This window comes from Bacillus sp. FS02, from assembly GCF_024398395.1.
In the GTDB taxonomy this organism is placed as follows: domain Bacteria; phylum Bacillota; class Bacilli; order Bacillales; family Bacillaceae; genus Bacillus; species Bacillus altitudinis.
This window is the reverse complement of record NZ_CP074101.1, coordinates 464,256-481,223: the sequence shown is the minus strand read 5'-3', so window position 1 is coordinate 481,223 and position 16,968 is coordinate 464,256. Positions and strand designations below refer to the sequence as shown.

Annotated in this window: 20 protein-coding genes; 17 read left to right on the top strand and 3 right to left on the bottom strand. The window is 41.9% G+C overall.

All coding sequences use genetic code 11. From position 1 onward, the window contains the following. Window positions 1–17 precede the first annotated feature (17 nt). Complete coding sequence (locus tag KFQ09_RS02430; RefSeq protein WP_255836003.1) at window positions 18–1,451, top strand: cryptochrome/photolyase family protein; 1,434 nt, start codon at window positions 18–20, stop codon at window positions 1,449–1,451. 39 nt (window positions 1,452–1,490) lie between these two features. On the opposite strand, the gene KFQ09_RS02425 is transcribed toward KFQ09_RS02430, so the two are convergent. Continuing rightward, on the bottom strand, window positions 1,491–2,414 hold the full coding sequence (locus KFQ09_RS02425) for a COX15/CtaA family protein (RefSeq protein ID WP_008345045.1): 924 nt from the start codon (window positions 2,412–2,414) through the stop codon (window positions 1,491–1,493). 389 nt (window positions 2,415–2,803) lie between these two features. Between KFQ09_RS02425 and cyoE the strand changes: the two genes are divergently transcribed. From cyoE to ctaG, 6 genes are all read left to right on the top strand, one after another. Then, on the top strand, window positions 2,804–3,721 hold the full coding sequence (cyoE, locus tag KFQ09_RS02420; protein ID WP_007499825.1) for a heme o synthase: 918 nt from the start codon (window positions 2,804–2,806) through the stop codon (window positions 3,719–3,721). A 278-nt stretch (window positions 3,722–3,999) separates the two neighbouring features. Then, on the top strand, window positions 4,000–5,067 hold the full coding sequence (coxB, locus tag KFQ09_RS02415; RefSeq protein ID WP_039168612.1) for a cytochrome c oxidase subunit II: 1,068 nt from the start codon (window positions 4,000–4,002) through the stop codon (window positions 5,065–5,067). Window positions 5,068–5,255: 188 nt separating this feature from the next. Next, window positions 5,256–7,127, top strand: a complete 1,872-nt coding sequence (ctaD, locus tag KFQ09_RS02410) for a cytochrome c oxidase subunit I (RefSeq protein ID WP_007499823.1) — start codon at window positions 5,256–5,258, stop codon at window positions 7,125–7,127. Then, complete coding sequence (gene ctaE, locus KFQ09_RS02405; protein WP_007499822.1) at window positions 7,127–7,747, top strand: cytochrome c oxidase subunit III; 621 nt, start codon at window positions 7,127–7,129, stop codon at window positions 7,745–7,747. The genes ctaD and ctaE overlap by 1 nt, the downstream gene beginning before the upstream one ends. A 2-nt stretch (window positions 7,748–7,749) precedes the next feature. Continuing rightward, window positions 7,750–8,079, top strand: a complete 330-nt coding sequence (ctaF, locus tag KFQ09_RS02400; RefSeq protein ID WP_003211520.1) for a cytochrome c oxidase subunit IVB — start codon at window positions 7,750–7,752, stop codon at window positions 8,077–8,079. Between the two features lie 30 nt (window positions 8,080–8,109). Then, window positions 8,110–8,988: a cytochrome c oxidase assembly factor CtaG gene (gene ctaG / locus KFQ09_RS02395; RefSeq protein WP_017367183.1), complete on the top strand. Its 879-nt coding sequence runs from the start codon at window positions 8,110–8,112 to the stop codon at window positions 8,986–8,988. A gap of 232 nt (window positions 8,989–9,220) precedes the next feature. Here ctaG and KFQ09_RS02390 read toward each other — a convergent pair whose 3' ends face one another. Beyond that, entirely contained in the window at window positions 9,221–9,586 is a 366-nt protein-coding gene (locus KFQ09_RS02390) for a YugN family protein (RefSeq protein ID WP_041092198.1), read from the bottom strand. A 161-nt stretch (window positions 9,587–9,747) separates the two neighbouring features. Here KFQ09_RS02390 and KFQ09_RS02385 point away from each other — a divergent pair, with 161 nt between their 5' ends. The 9 genes from KFQ09_RS02385 (at window position 9,748) to coaD (ending at window position 14,807) form a co-directional block, all read left to right on the top strand. Next, window positions 9,748–10,170 carry a CBS domain-containing protein gene (locus KFQ09_RS02385; protein WP_034646433.1) on the top strand — a complete coding sequence of 141 codons (423 nt, stop codon included), beginning with the start codon at window positions 9,748–9,750 and terminating at the stop codon, window positions 10,168–10,170. A gap of 122 nt (window positions 10,171–10,292) precedes the next feature. Next, on the top strand, window positions 10,293–11,336 hold the full coding sequence (locus KFQ09_RS02380; protein WP_255836002.1) for a CAP domain-containing protein: 1,044 nt from the start codon (window positions 10,293–10,295) through the stop codon (window positions 11,334–11,336). 109 nt (window positions 11,337–11,445) lie between these two features. Then, complete coding sequence (locus tag KFQ09_RS02375; protein ID WP_024720298.1) at window positions 11,446–11,859, top strand: YlbD family protein; 414 nt, start codon at window positions 11,446–11,448, stop codon at window positions 11,857–11,859. 19 nt (window positions 11,860–11,878) lie between these two features. Continuing rightward, entirely contained in the window at window positions 11,879–12,127 is a 249-nt protein-coding gene (locus KFQ09_RS02370) for a YlbE-like family protein (RefSeq protein WP_017359376.1), read from the top strand. 72 nt (window positions 12,128–12,199) lie between these two features. Further along, on the top strand, window positions 12,200–12,607 hold the full coding sequence (locus KFQ09_RS02365; RefSeq protein ID WP_007499810.1) for a hypothetical protein: 408 nt from the start codon (window positions 12,200–12,202) through the stop codon (window positions 12,605–12,607). A 57-nt stretch (window positions 12,608–12,664) separates the two neighbouring features. Continuing rightward, window positions 12,665–13,114 carry a regulatory iron-sulfur-containing complex subunit RicF gene (locus KFQ09_RS02360; RefSeq protein ID WP_017359375.1) on the top strand — a complete coding sequence of 150 codons (450 nt, stop codon included), beginning with the start codon at window positions 12,665–12,667 and terminating at the stop codon, window positions 13,112–13,114. 65 nt (window positions 13,115–13,179) lie between these two features. Next, complete coding sequence (locus KFQ09_RS02355; protein ID WP_008345023.1) at window positions 13,180–13,452, top strand: YlbG family protein; 273 nt, start codon at window positions 13,180–13,182, stop codon at window positions 13,450–13,452. Window positions 13,453–13,763: 311 nt separating this feature from the next. Next, the gene (gene rsmD, locus KFQ09_RS02350) at window positions 13,764–14,321 is read left to right on the top strand and encodes a 16S rRNA (guanine(966)-N(2))-methyltransferase RsmD (protein ID WP_007499805.1); all 558 of its coding nucleotides are present in this window, start codon (window positions 13,764–13,766) and stop codon (window positions 14,319–14,321) included. A 3-nt stretch (window positions 14,322–14,324) separates the two neighbouring features. Next, on the top strand, window positions 14,325–14,807 hold the full coding sequence (gene coaD, locus KFQ09_RS02345) for a pantetheine-phosphate adenylyltransferase (protein WP_007499803.1): 483 nt from the start codon (window positions 14,325–14,327) through the stop codon (window positions 14,805–14,807). 13 nt (window positions 14,808–14,820) lie between these two features. On the opposite strand, the gene ylbJ is transcribed toward coaD, so the two are convergent. Continuing rightward, entirely contained in the window at window positions 14,821–16,029 is a 1,209-nt protein-coding gene (gene ylbJ, locus KFQ09_RS02340) for a sporulation integral membrane protein YlbJ (RefSeq protein ID WP_038475153.1), read from the bottom strand. A 156-nt stretch (window positions 16,030–16,185) separates the two neighbouring features. On the opposite strand from ylbJ, the gene KFQ09_RS02335 reads away from it, so the two are divergent. Next, window positions 16,186–16,965, top strand: coding sequence for a patatin-like phospholipase family protein (locus tag KFQ09_RS02335; RefSeq protein ID WP_017367186.1), 780 nt, complete (start codon window positions 16,186–16,188; stop codon window positions 16,963–16,965). The last annotated feature ends 3 nt before the right edge of the window (window positions 16,966–16,968 follow it).

Here is a 16,968-nt window from a genome sequence, read left to right as displayed (position 1 = left end):
AATGAGGTGAAGAAAGAGTGGAAATTGTCGTGATTTGGTTTCGCCGAGATATGCGATTGGATGATCATATCGCCTTATCAAAAGCGATCACATATGCAAAAAAACATCAGTACCGATTATTTGCTTTTTATCATCTAGATCCGTTTTTTACAGAAATGGAACTGGATTTGAACAACGAACATTTCTTTCAAAACTTGGCCAATTTCGTCAAGGAAGCGAGAGAATCTCACATGTATGTTCATCTCATTCATGATGATATTTTGTCCGCTTTTCAAAAGCTCATGAATGCTTATGACATCAATGCGGTCTTTTTTAATGAGGACGAAGTAGGAAATGGTCGAACACGTGATGAGCAAGTGACCCGTTTCTTAGAAGAAAAGGGCATTCATGTGTCAAAGTGGCAAGATACGCATCTGCATGGGGCGAGAGATATTTTAAAAGCGGATGGGTCTCATTATCAAGTGTTTACTCCATACTATCAAGCTTGGAGGAAGCAGGAGAAGCAGTCTGTGATAAAAGTTGACAAATCATTTCTGAGCAGCAAGCATACGATTTGTGATGAGTCACTTTCTGAAAAGGGAGATGCGAAACTAAGGGACATCATTAAGAAATGTACAAGGAAATTCGATCAGATTGGGTCAGACAAAGCGAGAAGCACGCTAGGCGGCTTTATTCAAGAAAGATTGACGCGTTATCATGAGAAACGAGATATTCCGTCTGTTTTTGGGACGAGCAAGCTGTCTCGGTTCTTAAAAACCGGGACCATTTCTATTCGCACAATCTTTCATGCGGTCAATGAGGAAGAACTTGTTAAAGATGAGGGCAAGGAAACATTTATCAAAGAGCTGGCATGGCGTGATTTTTATCATATGATCTTTGCGCATTATCCAGAGATGAAAGAAAAAGAAATCAACGCCTCCTTTCAACATATAAAATGGAATGATGATGAGACACTTTTTGAAGCTTGGTGTAAAGGACAAACAGGCTTCCCGCTCGTTGACGCTGGGATGAGACAGTTAAATGAAGAAGGGTGGATGCATAACCGTTTGAGAATGGTGACGGCTTCATTCCTGACAAAAGATTATCTCATCGATTGGAGAATGGGCGAAGCGTATTTTGCGAGAAAACTTGTCGACTATGATGAGGCTTCGAATATTGGAGGATTTCAGTGGGCAGCCTCCGTCGGAACGGATGCTGTTCCTTACTTCCGTATTTTTAACCCAACGACCCAGTCGAAACGATTTGATCCAAGCGGAGAATATATTAGAAGGTATGTATCAGAACTAAAGCATGTGAATGAAAAATGGATTCATGAACCGAGTAAAATGCCGATAGATGAGCAAATGAAATCGGGATGCGTGCTGGGGGATACATATCCTCTGCCTACAGTCGATCATCAAGAAAGACGAAAAAAGGCCATTTCGCTATTCGAAGAAGCGAAACAAACATAAAAGAAATCCCCCTTTTCGGATGAAAGGGGGATTGTATGTTTATCTGAAAGGCTCTCTATTTTCATATTTAAACCGGGCAATGAGTAAGCAGAAGTAGCATAGTACCCCAAACAAACAAGAAATAAAGAATGAATGAGCAAGCGCATAACCGAGTGCGAGCTGAGAATAAACAGACATGACACCAGAGATCGCTTGAAGTGTAATCAGAATGGCTGAAATGATCCATCCATAATACAGCTGCTTTTGTTCTTTATAATGTTTAAGGGCATGGAACATCGCAACAAATATCCAAACGAATAAAAGAAGGGCTGCTGCTCGGTGAGACATTTGAACCCATTGATTAAAATACGCTGGAAGTGCGCCGTCTTTTGAACAAAATGGGAAGACAGAGCATGCAAGACTTGATTTTGTATGTCTCACATAGGCGCCCGTATACACCACAATATACGTATATGTGATCAACCCATAAATATGGAACTGCATTCTTTTGCCGATATGAAGCGGCTTCACAAGCTTTGTTTCAGATCTGGTTGCTTCAAACACAAGCAGTGCCAGCAGTAAAATGGAAGCAAAAGAAATCAGTGAAATACCGAAGTGCAGTGCCATGACAAGTGCGTTAGAACCAAACACAACGGCGAGTGCCCCTAACAGCGCTTGAAGCAGTAAGAATATAATGGACATGATGACCAAAAATTTGGTTTCACGGAATACTGGACTGATTTTTTTCCAGCATAAGACCGCCAGTGCCAGTACAAGAATGGTGGAAACTCCTGTTGACATGCGGTGGCTCCATTCGATAATGGAAGCAGGGTTCATTTCTGGAAAGAAACGACCGTGGCAAAGGGGCCACTGTCTGCCGCAGCCAAGACCGGAGCCAGTTTTCGTCACAAGCGCACCGCCAATCAGAACGATCAGCATCACAAATGTTGTGACAACGCTCAATAACCTTAAAGCAAATTTCATCAAATGATTTCACCTTCTCTAAATAACTTCTGATCTAAATGAAAACCTCACATGCTCTCAAGTTTAAGCCAAATGCGTGTTCTGTTGCAATTCATAATGACCAAAGTTCACAAAAAAATGATATGTTAGTTCACAAAGTTTACAGATTTAGAGTGCTTGATCTTTCTTTGACAGTCTGATAGAAATAGAGGAGAGAATATTTCATTTTGCACCGCCTTCTGAAACGCACATCCTAATAAATTCACGAAAAGTTCACAAATAACTTCAAGTTTGTCGTTTATTATTTAATAGGATGTTTTTTTACAGCTCTTTATCTTGTATGATAGAGTTGTAACGATTTTACGTTTTATTCGTTCGTTTGAAGGTTTGGGCAAGGGAGGTTATACACATTGGCAAATTCCAAAACAGCCGCGGAAGCAGCTATTCATGGACAAATAGAAGAAACAACCGCTTTAAAAGATTTTCTTGCTCTTATTAAAATGGGCATCGTCAATTCCAATTTCATTACAACATTTACTGGAATGTGGCTTGCTTTTTATTTTACAGATATGAGTTTCCTTGGGAATCTTGATATTGTGCTGTTAACAATGATTGGTTCTTCTCTTATTATTGCCGGTTCATGCGCCATTAATAATGCGTTTGACCGTGATATTGATATACTAATGGAAAGAACAAAAACAAGACCGACGGTGACAGGTAAAGTTCAGCCAGGTCAAGCGTATGCATTTGGTATTCTGCTTGTTGTACTTGGACTGATTATGCTTCTGATGACAACTGTTACATCAGCAGTGATTGGATTTATCGGTGTCTTTACTTATGCAGTTCTATACACGATGTGGTCTAAACGCCATTACACCATTAATACAGTCATTGGGAGTGTATCTGGTGCGGTTCCGCCATTAATTGGCTGGACAGCTGTTACAGGTACCATCGACACAACGGCTTGGGTCCTGTTTATGATTATGTTCATCTGGCAAATTCCGCATTTCTTATCACTTGCGATTAAGAAAACGGAAGATTACCGCAAAGCAGGCATTCCAATGCTGCCAGTTGTTTACGGCTTTGAAGTCACAAAACGCCAAATCATCATTTGGACAGCATGTCTTCTTCCGCTTCCATTTTTCTTAGGTGGATTAGGATGGCCGATTGTCGCACTTGGCACATTGCTGAACATTGGATGGCTCGTCATTGGTCTTATGGGCTTTAAAATGAAAGATATCATGAAGTGGTCAACACTCATGTTCGTTTATTCATTAAACTACTTAACGATCTTTTTCGTTGCGATGATTATTATTACACTATTCTAGAGTGAAATACACTTTGATCACATCAAAACAATGGCTATATCTTATAACACAACATTTTCTTACAACTATGAAAGCCGCCTGATATTCAGTTCTATTTAGGCGGCTTTCTGTTTATACATAGATGGTATTTTGAGTAAAAACATCATTTTTTTATGAAAAGAGGAAATGTAAGTGCTTTTATAAGAGGCGGGGGTTATGGATGGGTGAAAGGTGATTTTATAAATAAGAGGTAAAAGCGAAAGGCAAAGGAGATCAAGCAAAAGGGGTTGGGACAAATTATGATAAGAAAATGGCGTGTTTATTCACTGTTTCTTTTACTGACGCTCGTTTTGGCGGGCTGCGGTGAACCATACTTATCAACACTCAAGCCAGTTGGGGAAGTAGCAGATAAACAGTTTTTCCTAACGGTACTGAGTACACTTATTATGGTTCTTGTCGTTATTGTTGTATCGATCATTTTCTTTTACGTCATCATTAAATTCAAACGTTCTAAAGTGGGAGAAGATACGATTCCTAAACAGGTAGAAGGGAACCGTAACCTCGAAATTACGTGGACAGCGATTCCGATACTTCTACTCATTATTCTCGTTGTACCTGTTGTGGCATACACGCTTGAGCTAGGGGATACAAGCGCTATGGATAAGAAAAAACGAGATCCTGAAAAAACACTTGTTGTGAATGTAAGAGCCAGCTTATATTGGTGGGAATTTGAATATCCTGATTATGGGATTGTGACAAGTCAGGAATTGATTGTTCCAACTGATCAAAAGGTTTATTTTAAGCTGAAAGCATCTGATGTGAAACACTCATTCTGGATTCCATCAGCTGGGGGTAAAATTGATACAAATACAGACAACGAGAACAAGTTTTATTTAACATTTGACTCAAAACGAACGAAAGATGCTGGAGAATATTTCTATGGGAAATGTGCAGAGCTTTGTGGTCCATCACATGCTTTAATGGACTTTAAAGTTAAAACGCTTTCTCAAGATGAGTTTTTAGGCTGGACGAAAAAGATGACAGATTATAAAAAGCCTGCATCTACGTCAGATCTAGCCCTTGAGGGTGAAAAACTCTTTAAAGAGAAAAACTGTTTAAGTTGTCACGCGGTAGAGCCTGGAGATGAACGACCAGAGGCGGCAAGGACTGCACCAAACCTTGCAACCTTCGGAGAGCGGACAAAAGTAGCTGGAATTAAAGACATGAACAAAGAAAATGTCAAAGCATGGCTGAAAGATCCAGAGAGCTTTAAACCAGGTAATAAGATGACAGGGACGTACCCTAAACTAAATGATTCAGAAGCAGATGCACTCTACGAGTATTTAAAAGGTCTTAAAATACAGTAAATGCCTTGAGCAGCTTGAAGTTGCGCACATTCAAAAGGGTATACGATCTATGTGAAGTTTTTGTTAAGAGCTCCCGAATAAGTCTCTACATCCAAGAATAAGTCATCTGTCAGATATAGTCTGTTTTTAGAACGTGAAGATAGACATTGATATGAAAAGGGGCAAATGGGAGATAAGAGGGGGATTTCATGGTGAGTACAATAGCTAAAAAGCGGGGGTTTGGCGCTGTCTTATGGGATTACTTAACGACGGTTGACCACAAAAAAATTGCCATACTATATTTAGTGGCAGGGGGATTTTTCTTTTTAATTGGTGGCCTGGAAGCGATGATTATCCGTATTCAGCTAGCCATCCCTGAAAATGATTTTGTGAGTGCAGGGTTTTACAATGAAGTCATGACGATGCATGGAACAACGATGATTTTCCTTGCAGCAATGCCGCTTTTATTTGCATTAATGAATGCGGTTGTACCCATTCAAATTGGTGCACGTGACGTAGCGTTTCCATTTGTGAATTCACTTGGTTTTTGGCTGTTCTTTTTCGGTGGTATTTTCTTAAACCTTGGATGGTTTATGGGCGGGGCACCTGATGCAGGCTGGACTGCCTATGCGTCGCTCACGCTGAATTCAGAAGGGCACGGCATGGATTTCTATATTTTAGGGTTGCAGATAGCGGGTATTGGTACGCTAATTGCCGGAATCAACTTTCTTGCAACGATTATTAATATGAGAGCGCCAGGTATGACGTATATGAGAATGCCGCTCTTTACCTGGACGACGTTTGTGGCATCTGCACTAATTTTATTCGCATTCCCGCCGCTGACAGCAGGACTTGCGATGCTGATGCTTGATCGAATGTTTGATACGAGCTTTTTTAATCCAGAGCTTGGCGGAAATACAATCATCTGGGAGCATTTGTTCTGGATTTTCGGACACCCAGAAGTATATATCTTAATTTTGCCGGCATTTGGGATTTTCTCTGAGATCATTCCAGTGTTTGCAAGAAAAAGGCTGTTTGGTTATTCGTCCATGGTGTTTGCGACTGTATTAATTGGTTTCCTTGGATTCATGGTGTGGGCGCATCACATGTTCACAACAGGACTTGGTCCAATTGCCAATGCGATCTTTGCCGTAGCCACGATGGCGATTGCGGTGCCAACTGGAATTAAAGTATTTAACTGGTTGCTTACCATATGGGGCGGTAATGTGAAGTTTACAACGCCGATGCTATATTCAGTTGCGTTCATTCCGTCATTCTTACTTGGCGGTGTAACCGGCGTCATGCTTGCAGCAGCAGCAGCGGATTATCAGTTCCATGACACGTACTTCGTTGTGGCGCATTTCCACTATGTCATTATCGGTGGTGTGGTCTTCGGTATTTTAGCAGGTGTGCATTATTGGTGGCCGAAGATGTTTGGGAAAATATTGAATGAGAAGCTTGGGAAAATTGGCTTTGTGCTGTTTTTCGTCGGTTTCCATTTAACGTTCTTTATCCAGCATTTTCTCGGTCTATGGGGCATGCCGCGCCGAGTCTTTACGTTCTTGCCAGGTCAGGGTCTAGACCTTGGGAACTTGGTCAGTACGATTGGGGCACTGTTCATGTTTGTAGCAGTTGTGATCATGCTGATTAATATCATCTGGACGACAGCAAAAGGGGAGCGTGTATCGGGCGATCCTTGGGGAGATGGTAGAACGCTTGAATGGGCAGTATCTTCACCTCCGCCAGAATATAACTTTAAGCAGCTGCCTCTTGTACGGGGACTTGATCCATTATGGATTGAGAAAATGGATGGTAAAAAAGGAATGACAGCATCTGAACCGCTCGATGATATTCACATGCCGAATAATTCCATCTTGCCTATCATTATCTCATTCGGTCTATTTGTGTCAGCGTTTGGTTTTATGTATCGTCAAGAGCACAGCTGGGGTCTACCGGTGATCTTCATTGGTCTTGGCATCACGTTTGCGACCATGCTCGTTCGCTCTCTTAAAGATGATCATGGATACCATATTCACAAAGAAGATTTGACGGATGACGATGACAAAGGGGTGAAAGCATAATGGAACCACAAAAAATGACAGCGGAAACCTTTCCGGCTTCTCCTGAGAAAGCCACGTTAGAAGGAAAGAATAAGTTCGTCGGGTTCTGGTTGTTTCTTGGGGGAGAAACGGTCCTGTTTGCATCTTTGTTTGCCACTTATTTGGCGCTGAAAAATTCAAATGCAGGCGGCGCAACAACAACTGAAATGTTTGACCTCACACTTGTCTTTATTGCCACAATGCTTCTGTTAACGAGCAGTTTAACGAGTGTGTATGCTATGTATCATATGAAAAACTTTGCCTTTAAAAAAATGCAGCTTTGGCTAGGTGTAACCGTTCTTTTAGGTGCTGGATTTTTAGGGGTAGAAATTTATGAGTTTTATCATTATGTGCATGCGTATGAATTTACAATTACGAGCTCTGCACTTGGCTCTTCCTTCTATACGCTTGTTGGAACACACGGGGCTCACGTCGCATTTGGACTTTGCTGGATCACCGCTCTGATGATTCGGAATATGAGACGCGGTCTAGATTTATACAATGCACCAAAATATTATGTGGCAAGCCTTTATTGGCATTTCATTGATGTTGTGTGGGTCTTCATCTTTACCGTTGTATATTTAATGGGAATGGTGGGATAAGAATGGGAAATAAAAACACAAATCAGTCCAAAGTCGATCTTGTCTATCGGAAAAAGAAAAATGCCGAAGAAATGAAGCATCAGCTCATTTCTTTCGGCTTGATGATTGGTTTAACGTTTGTTGCCTTTTTAACAATCGCCTCTGAAGACGTCGGAAATTGGTTCGCTGTCCCTTTTATTTTACTGCTTGCAGTGATTCAGGTAGCTTTTCAGCTTTATTATTTTATGCACATGAACCAAAAAGGGCATGAAACACCCGCGTTGTTTCTTTACTCAGGTGTGTTTGTCGCGTTTATTACCGTTTTAGCCTTTTTGACCATTATTTGGTGGTAAGCTCGCTTTGCCCTTGAAGGAGGCGCAGCAATGGAAAACTTAGAGATATTTGGATTTCGTGCATTATGGAGTCCTTACTATTTGACATGTATTGTAGCAGCAGCCGCTTTTTATCTGCTTCTCGTGACGAAGGGAAAGCACCGTGCGACGGTGAAAGAGAAAACGCTGTTTCTCACGGGGCTTGTGTTGCTTTATGCAGTGAAGGGGAGCCCGATTGATTTAATGGGGCATATTATGTTCAGTGCGCATATGGCGCAAATGGCAGTGCTCTATTTGGTCATCCCGCCGCTTCTTATTACAGGTTTACCTGCGGCGATTTGGGAGCGGATCATTCAAACACGGGGCATTCAGCCGATTTTCCGCTTGTTTTCTAAGCCGTTGATTGCCTTGCTCGGATTTAACGGGTTGTTTTCGCTGTATCATATTCCGCTTGTGTTCGATTTTGTCAAAACAGATCCGTTTTATCACGCATTGATGACGGTTGTCATTTTTATCGCTGCCTTTTTCATGTGGTGGCCGCTTGTCCATAAAGTGCAAAGTCAGCCGCAGATTACAGGCATTTTAAAGCTTGGGTATATTATGGCAGATGGGATTTTAATGACACCTGCCTGCGCACTCATTATGTTTAGTGAAGCGCCTATCTATGCAACTTATTCAGATGCTGGGGCATGGATACAAGCACTGCACCTATGCGTACCGAGTGATATGCTTGCTGGTCTTGCGCTTACGGGACCTGACATGTTTCATACATTGCCGCTGCTAGAAGATCAGCAGCTAGGTGCTATTTTGATGAAAATCATTCAAGAGATTGTATACGGATCGATTCTTGCTGTTGTCTTCTTTGACTGGGCGAGAAAAGAAAGAGCGAAAGATGCCGTACCAGATGCGCTCATTCCGAAATATGAATAAATGAAAAGCACAGCCGCAGGGCTGTGCTTCCAGATTGTTGGCAAAGGGCTAAAATGAACTTTATTTTAGCCCTTTGTCTTCTTTTCAGCGTGATAGAAAACCTTTGCAGTCTAGGAAGGACGAGCACTGGAGCGGAGCGAATTTGGCATTCGTGAGCACCAGCGCACAGGACTGACAACGAATGCGAGGGTTTGTTTACACGCTGAAAGCACAGCCGCAGGGGCTGTGCTTTTTATGCTTCAGCAGTTATCGCTTCTAGTTTTTCTTTTAATTGGTTCAGCGTTTTTTTGCTTGATTGAATAAGAGATTTAGGGAAATCTTCGCCTTCTCCATATTCAACACCATGCGGATAATAGTGTTTTCCAAGTAAAGGTGTCAGCAGCTGGATGTGGGCTTTTTTGGAGCCGACATCTCCCTCAGTGGCGTACCCAGAGATCCGTAAGTAAAACGTCCCCTCTACCATGTTATACTTCCTGTCGTACGTCACACGCTCATAATCCCATTGATCGGCTCGTACAAATCCTTCACTTTCCATAATGAAATCCAATTTATTTAAGTCAGCTGATACCTGTTCAATCCCCGTACCTTCAAACTTCACCCAAAACCCCTCCTTATAAAAATTCCCTTTACTGACAATCATAGTATGAAAGCGTTAAACTTTCAACTGTGAAGGGTATGTTCTTTTATAAGCTGGTTACAGTAATAAAGAAAATAACGGATGGAGGAATCAACGTGAAAACGAAAAAAATCAAAGATATCATGACGAAAAAAGTAGTGACGTTGCAAAAGGACGACAATGCGTATGAAGCGGCAGTCAAAATGAAAGATGCTGATATTGGTGCCATTCCAGTAGTCGACGGAGATCAGCTTGTTGGTATTGTCACAGACCGCGACCTTGTACTTAGAGGTATTGCTGAGAAAAAGCCGAACTCACAAGAGGTTGGTGCCATTATGACGAAGGAAGTTTTGACAGCTGAAGAAGATGCAACCCTAGAAGAAATTGTCCGGTTGATGTCAGAACATCAGCTCCGCCGTATCCCGGTTGTCAAAAACGGGGCACTCACAGGAATCGTAGCCCTTGGGGATTTATCAGTTGAAGATTTATCAAACGATCGTGCAGGTGATGCCCTGACGGAAATCTCTCAACAAGACCAGGATCATGGCCAAGGATTTCTTCATTAGGAGGGGCATATTTTAAATTCGTGTTAAATAGGCTGTATTGTCGTTGATAAATGGAGCAAGTTTTGTTTAAATGACAGTAGAAGGTACTTTTTGTACCTTGCCAATTTAACGGAGGTGTTTATTTGAAAACTGTGCTGAAAACACTCTTCATCCTCCTGATTATATCTGGAACGTACGTTCTGTTTATTCAATATGGATCTTCACCAGAAAAAGAAAACAGCAATGAGCCGAAGGTGTCTAATGAAGAAACATCTAGCGATAAGCCGATCAACATTCCGAAAAAAGGGCTCATGTCCTTTATGGGGAAGTCTTCAAACGGAGTGCTTAAACAGCTAGGGGAACCAGATCGCATTGATCCTTCCGCATATGATTATGACTGGTGGATATACAATCAATCGAAGAAGCACTATATTCAAGTAGGGGTAAAGGACAGTAAAGTGGTGACCTTGTTTGCGACAGGGGACGGGCTGAATGTTGAGCCGTTTAAAATCGGTCAAGCCACAAGTGAAGTGTTTAAAAAAACACAAATCGCTCCTTACATTCATGTAGAGGACGAGGGAAATTCATATCGCTTTGAATTCTCAGAAGATGATATGAATACCAGGCCGACGGTGAAAGTGGGAGATGATGTGTATGTCCAGCTCTACATGGATAAGTTTGAAAGCACTCTTTCGAGCATTCGAGCCTTTAATGCAGATACATTTGTCAAACAAAAGCCGTATGAAGTCGTTTATCGAGGTCAATTAATTGAACCTGAGGCGATATCAGGCGAAAAGTGGAAGGATATTGAAGCCTCGAGTCAAAAACAAATTTTTGATATGACCAATATTATCCGCCATAAGTACAAACTGCCGACCTTAAAGTGGGACGATGAAACCTCTGAAGTGGCATTCATGCATAGTGAGGACATGAAGGATCATCATTATTTCTCCCATGAATCTAAAAAATACGGCACGCTGAAAGACCGGTTAGAAAGAGGCGAGGTCGCATTTCAGCTTGCGGGGGAAAACATTGCGTATAATTATGTTGATGGCCCTGCAGCTGTAGAAGGTTGGCTGAATAGCGAAGGTCACCGGAAGGCATTGTTAAATCAAGATTACACGCACCTTGGCGTTGGTGTGAAAGAAAAGTACTATACACAAAACTTCATTAAGAAAACGTCTTAATCCTCTAAACAGCTGCGCACAGATGGCGGCTGTTTTTTTATGAAAAGGGCTCACCAAAATAGACCCAGATGTATATAGTATAGTAGGCATTTGTATGGGGGGTGAGGATATGACAAATAAGCAAAAGCAAACATCCATTGATGAATTTAAACAGTTCGTCAGACGCCATCCGAAATTAATTCAAGAAGTGCAGACGCAAGAAAAAAGCTGGCAAAGTTTATACGAGAATTGGGTCATGTTTGGTGAGGAAGATGACATGTGGTCTCCTTACCGGCAAACACAAACGGAAGAAGCAAAAGAAGAAAAAGCCGCTAAGCAAAGTGAACCGGGAAAAGCAGATTTTATGTCTAAAATGGTTTCTGCAGTGAAAAAAATGGACGCTGATCAAATGAATGAACAAATTAATAAAATGAGCCAGTCTATTTCCTCTTTACAAAGCTTACTCGGTCAATTTTCATCAAATGGCTCAAAGAAGGGTTCATCTGGAGGCAGCCAGCACCCATTCTCCTTCAGGAAAGATTAATTGAAAGGGGATGCTTTTGGTGCGGAGAGAAGTACAAGAGTTTGTCATGGCCGAAGAGGATCGAATCAAATTCATCAGGCAGCGCCCACTCTGGTATAGACAGTTAACGCGGCATCCTGAAAATGTCACTTCGTTTGAATTAGATAAAATGAACTTTTACGAAAAAACCATTCCTCATCGTGTGAGCCAGTTGAGCAATAGTGTCCAAATGGCTGAAATGATGATCCAGATGTTCCAAGCAATGCGCAATCAAAATGGAGCCGGGTGAGGCTTTTTTGAGTTGATTAAGATGTCTATTTCATGAGCATCCTATGAAAGTAGACGAAAGGAGAATCAGAACATGAAATGGATGCTGTCAATATGCGCATTGCTTTTTCTTCTCACCGGATGTCAAAGTCAACATGATCAAGAGCAAGTAACTAGGCAAGAACCAGCAGTACCAGTCATGCAGCAGACGCAAAGTGAAATGAAGCAGCAAGGCTTTTTAAAATACAAAGTGCAGGGATCTGTTGTGTATATAGAAAGTACACTTCAAGATTTTCACCTTGAACCTTCACCACTGAAAAAGGATAAGAAGGCGGGGTATTTTACTGTGTATGTAGACGGGAAACGGGCAGGCAATGAGTATACTGCGGCGTTTGTGGTCAAGCACCTTTCAAAAGGAAAGCATAAAATGACCGTTGTGCTAAATTCTCGTCACCCTGAATATAAGCAGAAAAGAGAGACGTGGGATGTATTTGTCACGTAAAAGCATTTTCTGATCCATAGGTTTCGTGGTAAACTATGAATTGGAGGTGCAACATTTATGTATGCGACAATCGAATTCGTGGAGCTCCAAGAGGAAGCAAATCAATTGGCTGCCATGATTCTTCAGTCGGAGGAGGCTGAACATTACCGCAACTGCTTTAAGCGTCTCCAGCAAGACGAAGAAGCCCAACAAATTATTGCCCATTTTACAAAAGTAAAAGAGCAATATGAAGATGTGCAGCGGTTCGGCAAATACCATCCGGACTATAGAACGATCTCAAAAGAAATGCGTGAGGTCAAAAGAAAGCTAGATCTTCACGATACAGTGGTTGATTTCAAAAAAGCAGAAACAGCGATTCAATCCATCTTAGATGAGATTAGTATTGAAATCGGGCAAGCTGTATCAGCATATATTAAAGTTCCAACAGGGAACCCATATTTTGATGGTCTATCATCATGCGGCGGTGGCTGTGGATCAGGAGGCAGCTGTGGCTGTAAAGTATCTTGACGAGACTTGAACGTCTCGTCTTTTACATAATGAACGGAAAGAATTGAAAAGCGGCAGGTGAAAAGATGGATACCAAACGTCAAGGGATGGTCGTTTGGCTGCATTCGTTAAAGCAGTCAAAAGCGCTAAGGAAATTTGGGAATGTTCACTATATTTCAAGGAAAATGAAATATGCAGTGATTTATTGTGATATGAATGATCTTGAGCGCCACATGGCAAAGCTCAGTTCATTGCCATTTGTAAAACGTGTTGAGCCTTCCTATAAACCTTTTATTAAATTAGAGTACGAATCGAAATTGGACAAAGCAAAAGAGTATGATTATAAGGTGGGCTTTTAAAGACACAAAAAAACCCCCGCGGCATCACCCGCGGGTCCTTCTATTCTTAATGATTCATTAAGGAGAAGGCAAAGGGAGAGGAGAAACCGGAGGAAGAACTTATGGGGAAACGTAAGTCTTCTCCGCGGTTGGCAACAGCACCACATCAGATGCTGTTAACAGTAGTATGACCCTCTCTTTTGTGATCTATACATAGAAAATGAATGGAATTCAGTGCATTGTCCCATGTGGAGTGGATATGGTAAGATAATGTTGAATTTTTTGTCATCAAACAATATTCAATAGATGCAAGCAGAAAAAGTGGTGGAAAAATGAGAGTGATTTCTGGAACAAAAAAAGGCCGCACGCTGAAAGCCGTACCCGGCCAATCAACAAGACCAACAACAGATAAAGTAAAAGAATCCATTTTTAATATGATTGGACCGTATTTTGATGGGGGATGGGCCCTTGATTTATTTGCTGGAAGTGGTGGTTTAGGAATTGAAGCGCTTTCTAGAGGATTCGATCATTGTATATTTGTGGATCGAGATATGAAGGCGATTCAGACGATTAAAGGCAACTTGAATCAATTGTCGCTGATGGATCAAAGTGAAGTGTTTCGAAATGATGCAAACCGTGCACTCGCCGCTGTAGTGAAGCGAGAAGAATCTTTTCAAGCCATCTTCCTTGATCCGCCGTATAAAGATCAAAAGTTGAAAGCACTTCTTGATACGATTGATGAGCATTCCTTATTAGCAGATGATGGCGTCATTGTGTGTGAGCATGATAAAGATGTGACACTGCCAGAGGAAGCAGGACAGCTGCATATCTCAAGGCAGGAAATGTACGGAATGACTGGCATTACGATCTATAGAAAGCGGGGAAATTAAAGCATGGGGAATATAGCCGTTTGTCCGGGTAGCTTCGATCCAGTCACATTGGGCCATTTGGATATTATCAAAAGAGGGGCGAAGATTTTTGATGAAGTATATGTGTGCGTCCTCAATAATTCGTCAAAAAAGCCGTTGTTTACTGTTGAAGAGCGATGTGAACTCATTCGTCAAGCAACAAAGGAGCTACCAAATATCAAAGTGGAATCCTTTCATGGACTGCTCGTTGATTATGCGAAACAAAAAGAGGCGAAAGTCATTTTACGCGGACTTAGAGCGGTGACGGACTTTGAATACGAGATGCAAGGGACATCAATGAACAAAGTGTTGAATGATGACATTGAAACGTTCTTTATGATGACGAATAATCAATACTCCTTCTTAAGTTCAAGCATTGTTAAAGAAGTAGCGAAATATCATGGATCAGTCAAAGAGCTTGTACCGCAAGAGGTCGAAGCTGCGCTGAAAGAGAAATTTAATGGATGAGTGCATTGTGCACTCATCCATTTTTTAATTTCTGATAATAGAGTGCAATATACACGATCAGACTGAACAAGGTGATGAGAGGACCAGCAGATACAAGCTGATTCCATAACACGCTGCTAAACATCACGACTTGCTCGCTTGTTTCAAATGCCCCTGCTGGAAGCGCCATGTCTGCTTTAGAGACATAAAGGGGTTTGAATAACAAAAAGGCAAAGACGGCTGCGTAAATACCGTGAAGCAAACGGGCGAAGAAAAACGGTTTAAAGCGTATATCGGTGGCTGCCAAAATCCCAGCTACCTGAGCTTGAACGGAGAATCCGCTAAATCCTAAAATAAAGCTGACCACAATTGTTTTAGCGAGCAGGGAAACCTCTTGTGACCCTGTGAGCTGACTTCCTAATGTGATTTCAAATAGACCCGCAATCATGGCTAGATCTAATTCCGGCGGAAGGTGCAGCGTTTTCAGTATAGAGCCGATCCCGATAGAGAGAAGATCTGTTACATGAACGACAGCGAGCATTTTACTAAAGACAGAAAATAAAATGATAAAGCCGCCAATCATAAAGAGCGTTTGAACAGATGACATGACAGCGTCACTTAATATTTGGCCAAGTGGTCTTTTTTCTGCGAGTCTTGCCATATGAAGAGCGCTGAATGCTTCTCGAATTGGAGGCAATAAAAATCCTTTTCGGCTTCTGAGGTGCGCATCATGACGTGCTTTATATCCGCGCATCGTCACCCCAACCGCGAGATTTCCTAAATAATGTGCACAGGCTAACACAATGCCTAAAGCTGGGTGATGAAAAAATCCTACAGCCACTGCTCCAAAAATGAACAAAGGGTTTGAAGAATTGGTAAATGACACAAGGCGTTCTGCTTCAATTCTTGTCAGCTGTCCTTCCTGCCGAAGTCTTGTCGTCAATTTAGCGCCAGAAGGAAAACCAGAGGCCATTCCCATCGCCAGCACAAATCCGCCGACACCAGGCACCCGAAAGATAGGCCGCATAAATGGCTCTAATAATACGCCGACAAATCTGACAATTCCGAAACTGATTAATAGCTCGGACAAAATAAAAAAAGGTAGCAGCGATGGAAAAACCACTTCCCACCACATTGCAAGTCCATTTTTCGATGCTTGCAAAGAGGCTTGTGGATGTGTAATCACAGTGGCTGTTAAAAAGATAAAAAAAGCAGCGATGAACAGAGTGTTCCATTTTTTCATGGAGATGTCGCCCCTTGCCGTTATAATCTATTGGCGAGCTCGTGATTAAAGAAAAAGAGATGCTAGCCGAGCCTGTCTTCTATTACTATACGATGAGAAGGGGCATGTTTAGACCTATAGATTCGTATATATGCATAGAAAGAGGAGGGTGGATTCATGAAACGACCGATTATCGGGCTTGCGCTGGGCTCCGGGGGTGCCAGAGGGATGGCGCATATCGGGGTTTTATCTAGTCTTGAGAAACAAGGAATTCAGGTGGATATGATCGCAGGAAGCAGTATTGGTGCTCTTGTGGGGAGCTTTTATGCAGCAGGACAAGACGTAGAAAAAATGAAAAAACTTGCACTTGTCTTCAGAAGAAAGTATTATGCTGACTATACACTGCCAAAAATCGGTCTGTTAAAAGGAAATCGAATTTTGCAGCTGATTCACACGTTTACATATGGGAAGAATATTGAAGAAATGCGCGTGCCTCTTGCGATTGTTGCCTGTGACCTTCAGACAGGGGAGAAGGTTGTGTTCAAAGAAGGGTCTGTCTCACAAGCAGTCAGGGCAAGCATTAGCATTCCGGGTGTGTTTGTTCCGCATGAAATAGGCGGCAGGCAATTGGTGGATGGAGCGGTAGTGGACCGCATTCCTGTCTCTGTTCTCAAAGAAATGGGGGCAGATCTCATTATCGCCTCTGATGTATCAAGGGTGAAAAAAACAGAAAAGGCAACGAGATTATCGGATGTCATTATGCAAAGTTTGGACATCCTTCAAAATGAATTGGTTCGTCACCAAACCATTCATGCAGATCTCATGATTCGGCCGAAGCTCGAGACCTTTAGCTCTAGTGCGTTTACACAGGTTCAAGAAATGATTGAAGCAGGTGAACTCGCCGCCGACCAACTAAAAGGAAAACTGAAAGATGTCATTGATAAATGGGAGTGTTAATCG

Coding starts and splice junctions, on each gene's coding strand:
- KFQ09_RS02375 (WP_024720298.1), top strand. CDS start 11,446: ATGACAAATAAGCAAAAGCAAACATCCATTGATGAATTTAAACAGTTC.
- coaD (WP_007499803.1), top strand. CDS start 14,325: ATGGGGAATATAGCCGTTTGTCCGGGTAGCTTCGATCCAGTCACATTG.
- ctaF (WP_003211520.1), top strand. CDS start 7,750: ATGGGAAATAAAAACACAAATCAGTCCAAAGTCGATCTTGTCTATCGG.
- ctaE (WP_007499822.1), top strand. CDS start 7,127: ATGGAACCACAAAAAATGACAGCGGAAACCTTTCCGGCTTCTCCTGAG.
- rsmD (WP_007499805.1), top strand. CDS start 13,764: ATGAGAGTGATTTCTGGAACAAAAAAAGGCCGCACGCTGAAAGCCGTA.
- coxB (WP_039168612.1), top strand. CDS start 4,000: ATGATAAGAAAATGGCGTGTTTATTCACTGTTTCTTTTACTGACGCTC.
- KFQ09_RS02385 (WP_034646433.1), top strand. CDS start 9,748: ATGACGAAAAAAGTAGTGACGTTGCAAAAGGACGACAATGCGTATGAA.
- ctaD (WP_007499823.1), top strand. CDS start 5,256: ATGGTGAGTACAATAGCTAAAAAGCGGGGGTTTGGCGCTGTCTTATGG.
- ylbJ (WP_038475153.1), bottom strand. CDS start 16,029: ATGAAAAAATGGAACACTCTGTTCATCGCTGCTTTTTTTATCTTTTTA.
- KFQ09_RS02425 (WP_008345045.1), bottom strand. CDS start 2,414: ATGAAATTTGCTTTAAGGTTATTGAGCGTTGTCACAACATTTGTGATG.
- KFQ09_RS02335 (WP_017367186.1), top strand. CDS start 16,186: ATGAAACGACCGATTATCGGGCTTGCGCTGGGCTCCGGGGGTGCCAGA.
- ctaG (WP_017367183.1), top strand. CDS start 8,110: ATGGAAAACTTAGAGATATTTGGATTTCGTGCATTATGGAGTCCTTAC.
- KFQ09_RS02365 (WP_007499810.1), top strand. CDS start 12,200: ATGAAATGGATGCTGTCAATATGCGCATTGCTTTTTCTTCTCACCGGA.
- KFQ09_RS02355 (WP_008345023.1), top strand. CDS start 13,180: ATGGATACCAAACGTCAAGGGATGGTCGTTTGGCTGCATTCGTTAAAG.
- KFQ09_RS02360 (WP_017359375.1), top strand. CDS start 12,665: ATGTATGCGACAATCGAATTCGTGGAGCTCCAAGAGGAAGCAAATCAA.